The organism is Treponema sp. J25 (genome assembly GCF_004343725.1).
Taxonomy (GTDB): Bacteria; Spirochaetota; Spirochaetia; order Treponematales; family Breznakiellaceae; genus J25.
The window spans coordinates 122,809-135,883 of record NZ_PTQW01000005.1 but is presented as its reverse complement, the minus strand read 5'-3'; the positions used below and the strand labels follow the sequence as shown (position 1 = coordinate 135,883).

Sequence of the window (13,075 nt, the reverse complement as noted above, 5' to 3'; positions counted from 1 at the left end):
TAAAGTATATACAACTCGACAAAAGAGGGACTCTTTTTAAAAAAAATTAACTTGCGTCTTTTACCCTTCACTCCTACCATACTGAATATGAAGCGAAAAACAGAAGCAGACCTTTATCTAATGCTGATTCCAGGGATAACTTTTTATTTTATTTTTAAGTACATCCCTTTGTACGGAATTTTAATGGCTTTTAAAGATTATAACTTTATGATCGGTGTATTTAAGAGCCCGTGGGTAGGACTTGATGTTTTTAAAGAAGTATTTCGAGATAGCGAGTTCTGGCGGGCATTAACAAACACGATTCGCCTAAATGTTCTTTCCCTCTGCATTACTTTTCCGCTACCTATACTGTTCGCCCTTTTATTAAACGAGATAAATAACGAAGTATACAAAAAGACTATCCAGTCTATTTCTTACCTTCCCCATTTTATCTCCTGGGTTATCCTGTACGGTCTTATTCTTTCCTTTACTGCTAAAGAAACGGGTTTGATCAACGTATTTTTAAGAAAAATAGGAGCCAAGGAAATTGCTTTCTTGGGAAATGAGTTCTGGTGGACCGTTGTTTATATCCTTTCAGGTATTTGGAAAGATATGGGATGGGCTGCTATTATTTACTTAGCGGCCCTCAGCACTATTGATCCTGCCCTGTACGAAGCTGCCTCAATCGATGGGGCAAACCGGCTACATAAAATGTGGTATATCACACTTCCCGGTATTAAAGGGACCATTGTAGTAATCCTTATCTTACAGATCGGTAAAATTATGACCATTGGATTTGAACAACCCTATCTTCTGGGGAACGCTCTTGTTGCACGGGTATCTACCGTTCTTTCTACATTTATTTATGAACGGGGTCTTTTACAAGCCCAGTTTAGCTTTACTACCGCGGTAGGTCTTATTCAATCTATAGTGAATTTTGTTTTCCTTCTGGGAGCAGATTACGTAGCACGCTTCCTTGGAGAGAAAGGAATTTTTATGCGGGATGTAAAATAATGAAACGGACATCTCTGTTTATTTTTATGAATAACCTTTTAATGGCTCTTTTATGTGGATTTTTTCTTTACCCTCTTATATACACCATCGCTATGTCCTTAAGTAGCGCCAAGGCAATTTTAGAGGGAAGAGTATACCTTTTGCCAGTAGATCCCACTCTAGAAGCCTACAAAATGCTATTTAAGGATAAAAGTATCATGAATGCTTTTCTCTTCACGGCACGTTTAACGCTTTTCGGGGTATTTTCGAGCGTAAGCATGACGGTTCTTATGGCTTATCCACTCTCAAAACAGGGGTTAAAAGGTCGGAATATCATTCTTCGTTGTATCGTTGCAACTATGTACTTTAGCGGTGGCCTTATCCCTACCTATCTCCTTGTAAAACGGTTAGGATTAACCAATACCATGGGAGCCCTGATCCTTCCCTCTGTCATCGATACTTTCTTGCTGATTATCACTATCAGTTATTTTAGAGAGTTACCGGTAGAAATAGAAGAATCGGCCAAACTAGATGGATGTTCAAACATAAACTACCTGATTCGTTTTGCGATTCCCTTGTCAGTGGCAGTTATTGCGACACTGGTAATATTTTATGCTGTGGCCTATTGGAATACTTTTTTCAGCGCCCTTATTTACATGCAGAGCCCCAATAAATATACCCTTCAAATCAAACTATACCAGGTTCTGAATGTCTTTTCCGACGCCATGCTTAACCAGGCGAATACAGAAGCAATTTCTCGGGTGGTTCCAGAGAATCTAAAAGGAGCTACGGTAACCCTTACGGTATTGCCTATTCTGGTGGTATATCCTGCTATGCAACGCTATTTCATAAAAGGGGTAACCCTCGGAGCCTTAAAAGGCTAGAGGAAGTTTTCAAAGAAGATGTTCTTTGTACAGAGGAAAAAACAGAAAATAGCGATGAGAAGATGACAAGGCATTTTTTCTACAAAAAAACCCGATACACCGGCGGTGTATCGTATAAAACAAATAGGAGGTTAGTATGAGAAAATGGGGAGATGTTTTGGAAGTCCTGTGTCTATGGCTTGGTACAGCGATGTTCCTTTTTGCTTCTGGTCAACAGGACGGAACAAACAAAACAGGTCAAACAAAGGAACTGGTAGAAATTACCCAACTCGTATGGGATCGGGGAACAATACCAGCAGACCAGGGTACTATTGAAGACAATTGGTGGACTCGATATGTGAACGAAAAAATGGCCCCCAAGGGTATTAAAGTTCGTTTTGTCCCTATTCCCCGGGCTCAGGAAACACAAAAATTACCTCTTATGTTAGCAGCAGGAGAAGCGCCAGACCTCTGTTTTACCTACGATAAAAATCTCCTTAACCTTTATGTCAAGAACGGGGCCCTCGTTGATTACACCGACCTTCTTGCCCAAAAAGGAATAAATATCCTGAAAATAAGCAGTAGTACCGATCTTGAGGCAGGAAAAATCAATGGGCGGCAGTACACCTTTGTATGTAAGTCCAACGGCGTCGCAGATACCACCTTTATTCGGAAAGATTGGCTTGATAAATTGGGACTCCCTCTTCCAAAAACGGTAGATGAGTTTTATGCGGTCCTTAAGGCCTTTCGGGACAAGGACCCCGGTGGAGTTGGGGACAAACTCGTTCCCTTTGCTCTCATGGGGAGTCCTTCGGCTTCTTTTACCCTATGGGAAAGTGTTATCCTACCGGCCTTTGTGAAAGATCCCCCAACTGGCGAACGACTCGTAACTCCAGCCCCACTTTGGCCCGAAACAAAAAATGCCATAGCCTTCCTAAACAAACTTTATAACGAAAAGCTACTCGGCGAATTCGTGGTAGATAAGGACGGGGCTATTTTTAAACAAAAGGTAATCCGGGGTGAGATTGGGGCCTTTGTATCTTTTGGACATTGGCCATATCATCCAGCCTATGGTTCAGTTTATGAAAAGCTGAAACAAAATATTCCAGAGGCCCAGCTTGTGAGTATCAATCCCTGGAAACATCCTGAATCCAAGGAATATTATGTTAACTTTATCCGGAACAGCCCTTATCTGTATTATTTCTTTTCTCCAAAGACAGCAAAACGCCCCGATCTTGTTATGGAATACCTAAACTGGCTCGCCAGCGAAGAAGGTTACATGGTGGCTAACCTGGGTTTACCTGGTATAGATTACACCCTGGTCAATGGGGTACCCCAGCCAATTGATCCTGTCAAATACACAAACCGGGTTTCCTGGATAGAACCCCAGTATATGGCCTTTCGGAAACCCTTTGCAAGCAAAGGAGAAGAATCACTGTACTTACGAAATGCAGCCCGTCTTTTCCCCGAGAACCTGCGACAACAGTTTATCAATGAAAGCACTCCAATTACCCTGCTGAAATACAGTACCCCACCTCTCAATCTTCCTACCCCTGTGGCAGATAAATATCTTGTGGCACTCCAGAAAAAATGGGAAGAAGCTCTTGCTAAGATGGTACTCTCCAGTCCCGATAAATTTAACACCCTTTTTGATGAGGCTATTCGGGCATATAGGGCCGAAGGAGGGGATGAAGTAGTTAAAGATTTAGTAAATGCCTACCGACAACAGTATACCAAGTAAAAAAAGGAACAAGAACGGGCGACGATGGGTATACACAGGCCTTTATTGAATAGTTTCTTTCACTACTCTTCTTTCCCTTTTAGGAAAAAACTCCCCTGGCCAGGGAGCGCCGCCCGCTTTTTCTTCTTTTTATTTCTTGGAAATATTATAGGAACAGGGATAACTGGCTTTCTTCTTTCAACCAAAGCTCCTGCAGAGTTAGAAGAAGAAACTATACGGCTCCAACATCAACTTTATCTACAGGCAGCTCGTTCCTTAGATACGGCGCTCCGACAAACGGATCTCTCGTTACAACAACTATCAACAGAAACAGATCTTTGCAAGATTACCAAATATTACAAAGAAGGAAAAATCGATTTTATTCTCCAAACTAATGATAAACTGAATAATTTCCGGATTGTCCATAGTCATATTCAGTCTCTTGCTATCTACTTTCCTGAAGAACAGAAAGTTTTTATTCCAAACGCAGGATATTTTAGATTCGCAGAACAAGGGGATCCTTTCATTTTACACCTTATGGATGGAAAACCAATTCAGACTGGCTGGTATGGGGCTCATTCGATAGAAGATCTCCGTACTGGTAACAGAATTTCCGTTATCTCCGTCGTAAAACACCTCAGCTCTGGTTACTCTAATGGAGGTCCCTTCATTGTCATAAATTTGGATGAATCCTATCTCCGATATCTTGCGGGAATCGATACTACAGATACAAACACAGAGTTACTTCTGATAGATGAAAAGGGAGATATTTTTTCTAAACTTAAGGAACGAGGATACACCCAGCTCTTAAAGAACAATCCAATCTTTCAAAAAGCCCTTACTTCAAAAGAGGCCTCGCTTATCATAGAGAGTGGGGATCGGTATCTTTGCACCATCCGAAATTCTTATCTTGTGCCGTGGAAATATGTAGGTATTATTCCGCTTCCGGCTATTTCAAACCAAATTCGTTTTTTACGAACCTATTCCACCTCAGTATTTTTATTTGGAATCGTTTTTTCGATTTGCTTTTCTTTCTATTTTTCCCGGCGTCTAAAAAAGCTCTTGATAGATTTACTCAACATTGTTTCACCCGGGAAGGAACCACAAAAAAAAGATCCCCTCGATTCCTTAGAAGATACATTACGGAAATTACGAAGTCATAGCGAAGCCCTTGAAGAAAGTCTACGAGAACAGCTACCTATCTTGCGAAACAACATCCTTGAAAATTTGCTCAAAGGTCGAATAGAAGAGGATGAAGATCTCGATAAGATTCTTTCTTCCTACGGTATTACTTTTCCTCCTAAAGGAGATTTCTTTTGTATAGTAGCAATAATTGAAGAGGATATTACCGACGACCAGATTAGTCGTCGGCGAGATCTTTCTACTATTCTTGTGTTAGACACATTACGGGAAGTAATTGCTCCCATGACACGACATACCGCCGCAGTTTTTACCAGAGAAGACGAAATCGCTCTTATTATTGAAGCAAATATAGATGAAGGAACAAAACAAGTCCTAACAGAAAAGGTTCGAGAAACAATAGAAAAAGAGTTAGCTTCTCCCTATTTCTTTTCTGTACGGATAGGGGTAGGAAAAGTCTATCATAACCTTTCGGACATCGCCCGTTCTTTTAATGAAGGGCGCACCATAATCCGGAAAGAACGTAATTATGAAAGGGAAAGCACTCGTATTTCACAAGATTCCTCACTAGAAACCGAGTTGGGATATAACAATAACTATCCTTTTGATGCAGAGGAGGAATTGATTCTAGCATTACGACGGGCCGATACAAGATCTGTTGAAAAGGCCCATGCGGTCCTTATGGAAAGTCTTAAAAAAAACCATCAGCATTCTATGGCGATTCAACTCATGGCGGCTCTTAATAAACTTGCAGCTGAACGAGGGCTTGTTCAGATGATAAAGTATCAAGATATTCTTACAGCCCGGAATTTTGAAGAACTAGAAGTTTTTTTTCGTTCCTGGTATCAAAAAATTATAGAGATTCCAAAAAATAAAAAAGATTCCCATAATAAATTAGTAGCAGAAAGAATAGCCCGCTATGTACAAAATCATTTTCATGAGCCTTTAAGTCTTTGCATGCTATCACGCCATGTCTATTTAAGCGAAGCTTATCTTTCCCGAATTTTTCACGAAGAAATGGGGAAACCTCTAAAACAATTTATAAACGAAGTCCGTAGCATCGAAGCAAAACGACTTCTTAGCGAAACCAAGCTTTCTATTACTGAAATAGCAAATCGAGCAGGATATCCTAATGCTCATGGATTTATGAAATTCTTTAAAGAACAAACTGGCATGAGTCCAAAAGAATATCGCTATTTTATTTCGCAAAAACGAGGAGCCTATGAATGACCTTTTCCCTATTGCCCCATTCTGGTTCTGGAATGGAGAAATAAAAGAAGAACATCTCATAGAACAACTTAGGGTCATGCACCAAAAAGGAATCCAGGCCTGTATTATCTGTGCTCGTCAGGGGCTTCGTATACCCTATCTTTCACAAAACTGGTTCAGACTCGTTCGACAAATCGTAAGAGAAGCCAAACGACTGGGTATGCAAATCTGGCTTTACGATGAATATCCCTATCCTAGCCTTGCGGCAGGAGGGCGAGTTGTTTTAGAACATCCTGAATTTGAGGCAAAGGAGCTAAAAATATACACCTTTGAGGTTACCAGAGGTACTAGAACTCAGTTTCCCCTTGAGTGGGGAAGAGTGCTTTGGGCTCGGGCATATCCCCTGCAGGACAAGGGGAATCCTAGACAGCCTGATTGGGAAAAGGAAATTGATCTCGTACCATATATAGGGACCCTCTTTACAAACGAGGTTTTTCATAACACCGGGCTTACTAGTCTAAATCAAAAACGATTTCTCGCTTGTGAACCGACCCTCTATCTTGATTGGGACACTACCAAGCTAGAAAATAAAGAAAAACTCATAAAAGGAGATCCTCATCCTTTATCCCTGAGGAACGATAAAGCGCTTGCCCCGTCGTATTATGTTTATATTGCCGAGGAAGTTCCTTTACGAGGACATAAATATTACGATCGCTTTCCAGATCCCCTAAATCCTGAGGCGGTTTCCTACTTTATTCAACTTACCCATGAACGGTACCGAGAAGAGTTAGGCGATGAATTTGGAAAAACCATTAAAGGTTTTTTTACCGATGAAGTACACCCTATTGGTTTTGAAGGGGCGGGGATCCCCTGGTCACCCCAAATACCCACCCTTTATTGGCAAGACTGGCACGAGGAACTTTTGCCCCTTTTACCGGCTCTCACAGAAACATCATTCCCTAACGGTGCAAAGGTTCGTTATCGCTTTATGAAAAGCCTTACCGACGGCTTTATCAAAAGCTATGACCAAACTATTGGAGACTGGTGTCGTAAACATAACCTGTATTATATTGGAGAAAAACCGATTCTCCGTAGCAGTCAACTCAGGTATATGGATATCCCCGGCATCGATACGGGACACCAAAAGGCAGGCGAACCCCCGGAAGATCTTCCTGCCCGTTATCGTGCAAATCCTCGAATTCTTACATCCGCAGCCCGTTTATATGGCAAAACACACTGTTTGTGTGAAGCCTTTCACAGCATTGGCTGGGGCATGGATATCCAGGATATGAAATGGACCTACGACCGCCTCGCCCTGCAGGGAATTAACTTTTTTGTTCCCCATGCCTATTATTATACCACTGCAGCCCTTACCAAGCATGACGCCCCCCCTTCCTCATTTCTTCAAATGCCATGGTGGTCTTATCAGGACCTCCTTTCAGAGTACGTAGTAGAGATCCTCAAATGGACAAATAATCGGGATCGATGCCCACGCATTCTCCTTCTCGATCCCGTTACCTCTCAATGGAGTCTTCCTTTTGGTTCTTCTAAACAAAAGGAAGAAGCTGCATCCTTTGCGGAACTTCAGAATATTCTTTTTTCTCATCATTTTGATTTTTGGATTGTTGACCCCGAACTATTTCAGAAGGCTTCTGTGAAAAAGGGGGAGATAAAAATAGGGGACCAACGTTTTGAATGTGTTATTATACCCCCCTGTCATGCCATTGAAGATGGCGTATATCACAAAGCTCTAACATTCCTTGAAACAGGAGGAAAATTCCTCTGGTGTGGGAAAGCCCCCATGAACACTATTGGGGAGGTTTCCCTTGAGGCATGGGAAGAACTTTGGAAACACTCACGGGTAATCCAGAATATTTCAGACATACCCGATGTTTTAGAAGAGGCTGGTTTAAGGGATTTTTCTATTCAGTATGTCCAGAACTCCCAGAAAGGACAAGAAGCAACCGAGGTGCAAGGGATGCTTTATCAACGTAAGAAGTCCTCCTGGTTGTTTGTGATTAACCCTTTACCTGAAGAGAAAACGGTACTTATTTGTGGACCAGTTCATAAAAAGGCCGCATTGGGGGTTACAAATTCCCAGGTGGTACACCTTGCTCCATTTGAAAGTCGATACATCAGTTTTTCGCCACAGAGAAAATCTTATTCTCACAAAACCAGCGTTACAGCTTATAAGCCTGATAGTAACTTTTCTAATACAGAAAACATCCCTTCTTATGAGGTTATCGATCTTGATATCAAAGCTCCCCATAGTATAGAAATTCTCTCAGAGAATACGCTCCTGTTGGACCGATGGATTCTGAAACTAGAGGGGACAGAAGAAACTATACTCGTGGAACCTATGCCGCTTATCGATCAATGTAGTCGGGGAAATCTTCGGCTACCCCTTCGTATTAAAGATCGTTTTGGGAACTCCAAGGAACTTCTGTTCCCTCCTCAAGCAGTCACCTATTTTTATGAATTCTACTGTCAGGATTTTACGGGACCTCTTACCTTTCTGATTGAAAAGGGCAGCCTCACAGGGGACTGGACATTGTATTTTAATGAACAACATATTGATATTACGGATTATGCTCCATTTTCTTCTGGCAATTCCACTAATGAATTCTTTTTATCCTTTGATGGTCTTGAAACTTATTGTATCAAACTTGGCACACCCAGAGAGGGATTGAACAAATTAGAAATACGACTTACTTCTCAAAAAGAAGGGCAGGGGTTGCGAGCTGCCCCACACCTGGCAGGACAGTTCTCAGTTCTTTTATCTAAAAGGGGGAATAAGAAGTCTATCGGATTTGGAGACCCTGGTGTTCCTACCGTACCAACCCTGGTCCCCCTTATAAAACAGGGGGGTCCCCTGGAACCACAGAACTACGGCTACCCCCACTACGCAGGATATATTCGCTATGGGGGTACCTTTATGTGGGAACCCCAGAATAAAAAAGGAGTAAACATACAGATTAGGATTCCAGATAGCAGGTGGAGAGCGGCCAGTCATCTATGGGTAAACGGATTCGACCTGGGACGACGAGCCTGGCATCCCTTTGTGTGGGAACTTTCTTCCCAACATCTTCAGCAGGGAATTAATCACTATATTCTGGAAGTAGCTACAACTCGCCTAGGATATTTTGAAGGTATGTATTATGATTTTCACGCACAACGGTACCTACGATGCAACGATACTTAGAGAAAAACAACGGAGGAGAAAAAATGCAGGATCCTTTTTCTATAGCCGAGAAAACCTGTGAGACCATGATGGCCACCTATGAGGCATCCCAACTTCCACCAGTGGGGCGCTTTCACTACCACCAGGGAGTATTCCTTTTGGGAATGGAAATGATCTGGCACAAGACCCATAAGAAAGAATACTTCGAATACATAAAAAATTGGGTGGACAGCATCATTATCGATGAAGAGCACATCGAATTTAACACTGATCAGGCAGATGACGTCCAGGCTGGAATTCTTCTCTTTAATCTTTTAGCAGAGACGGGAGAAAAAAAGTACCAAAAAGCCCTCGACAGGATCATAAAGATTTATCAGGGGTGGAGTCGCACAAGTGAGGGGGCCTTCTGGCACAAGGAAGATTGCCCTCATCAAGTGTGGCTTGACCACATTTACATGCAGGGCCCCCTGGCATGCCGGTACGGAATTACTTTTAACAAACCAGAGATTTTTGAACCCTCCCTTACCCATTTAGAAGTGATGTTTAAACACTGTAAAGACACAAAAACGGGTCTTTTGTATCATGCATGGGACGAATCACGAAAAGCTGGCTGGGCAAATCCAGAAACGGGATGCTCCCCCGAATTTTGGGGACGAGCAATAGGCTGGGTCTGTGCAGCCCTCCCTGATATGCTGGAGTGGCTCCCTTTCCAACATCCCAAACGGCGGCAGCTTATCCAGTGGCATAAAGAGTTAGTTGCAGCGATCGTTCACTTTCAGGATACCAGCACAGGGCTCTGGTATCAGGTTCTTGATAAAGGGGATAGAACAGACAACTGGATAGAACTCTCCTGTTCTTGCTTGTTTACTTACGGTATTGCCAAGGCCATTCGTCTTGGCTACCTTTCACCCTCTTACCAGGAAGTTCTTAAAAAAAGCTGGGAAGGGATTTCAGGAAGGGTCACTATTGACTCCCGCGGCATGGTTCAGATACCCGATATTTGCATCGGCACCGGCGTGGGAGATTACACCCACTATGTCAATCGGCCCCGACAGGTAAATGATCTCCATGGTGTAGGGGCCTTTCTTTTTGCCTGTGCTGAGCTAGGAAACCTCCGATAATCTTTTATCCCAGGAGGGCCGCGTCCCCCGCAAAGTCCCGGTGACGGAGGCGACGAAACCGTTCTACCAGCATATCCACCGTAAGGTGCTGTTTTTCTTCACCCTGGCATTCGTAAATGATTTCTCCCCGGTCCATCATGATAAGCCGGTTTCCAATAGCAAGGGCCTCTGCCATATCGTGGGTTACCATGAGCACCGAGAGATTATACTCCCGGGCAAAATGTTGGGTTAAGGACATCACTTTCTCAGCATTCGCCGGATCCAGGGCAGCGGTATGTTCATCTAAGAGAAGGATGGCCGGCGAGGAGAGAACCGCCATAAGGAGGGTCAAGGCCTGGCGTTGGCCGCCGGAGAGGCGACTCACATTTTCCTTCATGCGATGCTCTAGCCCCATATCAAGCTGGGCAAGGGCATCCCGAAGACGACTACGGATCTTCGTGTTTAACCCAAGCCTGAGGGTTTTTCTTCCTTTTTTGAGCGCAATTGCCAAGTTGTCTTCCACGGTCATCTCCGCGGCGGTTCCCGCCAGGGGATTCTGATACACCCGGCCAATCACTCGGGCCCGACGAAATTCGGCTTCCCCCGTGCGGTCCTTCCCTTCTATTAAGATGCGCCCCTTTACCGGACTGATGGAACCGGCAATCACGTTAAGGAGCGTACTTTTTCCCGCCCCATTTGATCCAATAACGGTGAGAAAGTCCCCTTTTTGAATGGTAAGATTCACCTCCTGAAGGGCCCGCCGTTCATCCTGGGTCCCCGGATTAAAAATCACCGAAACCTGCTGTAACTCAATCATCCTGGGCTCCCTTTGTTCCAGAGGAAGAACCTTTCCGCATGAATGGACCTTCGCCGGATTTACCTGGCTCTCGCCCCAAAGATATATTTCCCTCCTCCCGGAGCAATGGGACAAACCCGCTCCGACTGCGGCGATAACTCCGGCGGTCAAGAGAACGGTTTTTCCATCTACCAATCGCCAGCGAAAGAATAATCATCAGAGCCGTCAGAAGTCTTAGGTCATTGGGGGTGATCCCCGCCACATACCCATAGTAACGGGCGGCAAACATGATGGCCTTAAACAAGAGGGCTCCCAGCACTACCCGTACTAGCTGGGCTCCGATTCGGTTACTCCGAAAAAGAATCTCCCCCAGCATCACCGAGGCAAGCCCCAGGGCAACCACCCCTGCTCCCAGGTTTACATCGGCAAAGCCGTGATGCTGGCTTGCCAGGGCGCCCGCAAAGGCCACCAGGGAATTCGAAAGGGCAACCCCAATGAGTTTTATCGTGTCGGGATTCGAGGCGGAGGCAATGACCATCTGCTCATTATCTCCCAGGGCCCCCATGGTAAGTCCGAGTTCGGTATGAAAAAACAGGTCAAGGAGCCCAATGAAAAGCCCTACCACCACCACGAAAAAGAGGGCCTCCCCTACGTCAGCAGGAAGCCCAGGGATCCACGTAGTACTAAACTCTATCAAGGGACGATGGCCAATCAACTGAATGTTAGATCGGCCCCCCATCACTCTCAAATTGACAGAATAGAGGGCCGTCATCATAACAATACCCGCCAAAAGAGGGGGCACCCGAAAGCGGGTATGGATGAGCGCTGTCCCTATACCTGCCAGGGCCCCTGCAAGAAGAGCAAGGGCCGCCGCCATAAAAAAGGGGGTCTTTCCCACCACTGCGGCAGCGGCAACCGCCGCGCCGAGAGGAAAGGAACCTTCTACGGTGAGATCGGGGAAGTCCAGCACCCGAAAGCTAATAAAAACACCAATCGCAAGAATGCCGTATACGAGTCCTTCGACAATAATAGCCTCAATCATCTTACCGGGAGCCTAGCACAAGAGAAGCCCGTTGTACCAGATCCTCCGGGATAGTAAGTCCCAGGGCTTTTGCCACATCAAGATTAAGAACCAGGGCCTGCTCTTTAGGGTCCCGGGCAAAATAGGTGGGGATCTCGCTGGGTTTTTTACCCCGTAGCACCTCTACCACGATGCGACCAGTAGCTTTTCCCATTTCATAATAATTAAAGCCCACCGCCGCGAGAACAGGGACCTGTTCTGCCGAACTGGGATCGGCGGAAACCAGGGGCAGCTTATTTTTTAAACAGATATCCGCCACGGTGGAAATGGCAGAGAAGACCGTATTATCCGTAGAAAGATAAATTCCATCGACCCTTCCTATAAGGGACTGCAAGGCCTGGGATACTTCGGCTGAATTGGAAACCGTGGCGGTCACAAAGTCGATGCCCTTTTTTTCACAGTAGGCCCGGGAGCGCTCTGCGGTGGTTACCGAATTGGCTTCGCCGGCATTGTAGATATGACCGATTCGCTTAACATTCGGGGCAATGGCAAGAAGCGTATCAATCTGGGCTTCCAAGGGGGGTAGATCGGAGGTTCCCGTGATATGCTCCCCTCCCTTATCAAAACTTTCTACGAGGCCCGCCGCCACGGGGTCAGTAACGGCTGAATAGATAACAGGCCGGTCCTTTATCACATTTGCCAAGGCCATGGCGGTAGGAGTAGCAATACCGACAGCCACATCCACCTTATCCATCTTGAATTTTTGAGCAATCTGGGTAGCCGTGGCGGGCTCTCCGTTAGCATTTTGCACATCAAGCTGGGCCTTCGGGAAGGCGGCAGATATTTCTTCAACAACACCCTTTTCCAAAGCATCCAGAGCGGGATGGGAAACAATCTTAGCAATTCCAATGCGGGGTTCGGAAGGAGCCCGACCTTCACGCTGCGTACAAGCCTCGACCATGAGGAGACCTAATCCTAAAAAAAGAATAGTCAGTCCTTTGTGCAGGGACCCATCGATTTGTTTCATTATTTTCCTCCTACGTTTCTATAAACAGAAACAACCATAGCAAAAA

General features: G+C 44.8%; 9 protein-coding genes. 6 read left to right on the top strand and 3 right to left on the bottom strand.

Annotated features, from left to right (window positions below):
- Positions 1 to 87 precede the first annotated feature (87 nt).
- From C5O22_RS01600 to C5O22_RS01575, 6 genes are all read left to right on the top strand, one after another.
- Positions 88 to 993, top strand: a complete 906-nt coding sequence (locus tag C5O22_RS01600) for an ABC transporter permease (protein WP_132779445.1) — start codon at positions 88 to 90, stop codon at positions 991 to 993.
- Positions 993 to 1,856 (top strand): carbohydrate ABC transporter permease, encoded by an 864-nt coding sequence (locus C5O22_RS01595; protein WP_132779444.1) that lies wholly within the window; start codon positions 993 to 995, stop codon positions 1,854 to 1,856. Before C5O22_RS01600 ends, C5O22_RS01595 begins: the two co-directional genes overlap by 1 nt.
- A gap of 136 nt (positions 1,857 to 1,992) precedes the next feature.
- Positions 1,993 to 3,576 carry an extracellular solute-binding protein gene (locus tag C5O22_RS01590; protein ID WP_132779443.1) on the top strand — a complete coding sequence of 528 codons (1,584 nt, stop codon included), beginning with the start codon at positions 1,993 to 1,995 and terminating at the stop codon, positions 3,574 to 3,576.
- Between the two features lie 45 nt (positions 3,577 to 3,621).
- Complete coding sequence (locus C5O22_RS01585) at positions 3,622 to 5,925, top strand: helix-turn-helix domain-containing protein (RefSeq protein WP_165910359.1); 2,304 nt, start codon at positions 3,622 to 3,624, stop codon at positions 5,923 to 5,925.
- Complete coding sequence (locus C5O22_RS01580) at positions 5,918 to 9,106, top strand: hypothetical protein (RefSeq protein ID WP_132779441.1); 3,189 nt, start codon at positions 5,918 to 5,920, stop codon at positions 9,104 to 9,106. Before C5O22_RS01585 ends, C5O22_RS01580 begins: the two co-directional genes overlap by 8 nt.
- The gene (locus C5O22_RS01575) at positions 9,091 to 10,206 is read left to right on the top strand and encodes a glycoside hydrolase family 88/105 protein (protein WP_207895322.1); all 1,116 of its coding nucleotides are present in this window, start codon (positions 9,091 to 9,093) and stop codon (positions 10,204 to 10,206) included. The genes C5O22_RS01580 and C5O22_RS01575 overlap by 16 nt, the downstream gene beginning before the upstream one ends.
- Before the next feature lie 4 nt (positions 10,207 to 10,210).
- Here the strand turns inward: C5O22_RS01575 and C5O22_RS01570 are convergent, their stop codons facing one another.
- From C5O22_RS01570 to C5O22_RS01560, 3 genes are read right to left on the bottom strand one after another with little or no spacing between them, the layout of a single operon-like run.
- On the bottom strand, positions 10,211 to 11,002 hold the full coding sequence (locus C5O22_RS01570) for an ABC transporter ATP-binding protein (RefSeq protein WP_132779440.1): 792 nt from the start codon (positions 11,000 to 11,002) through the stop codon (positions 10,211 to 10,213).
- Entirely contained in the window at positions 10,995 to 12,023 is a 1,029-nt protein-coding gene (locus C5O22_RS01565; protein WP_132779439.1) for an ABC transporter permease, read from the bottom strand. Before C5O22_RS01565 ends, C5O22_RS01570 begins: the two co-directional genes overlap by 8 nt.
- A 1-nt stretch (position 12,024) precedes the next feature.
- The gene (locus C5O22_RS01560; protein ID WP_132779438.1) at positions 12,025 to 13,029 is read right to left on the bottom strand and encodes an ABC transporter substrate-binding protein; all 1,005 of its coding nucleotides are present in this window, start codon (positions 13,027 to 13,029) and stop codon (positions 12,025 to 12,027) included.
- Positions 13,030 to 13,075 lie beyond the last annotated feature (46 nt).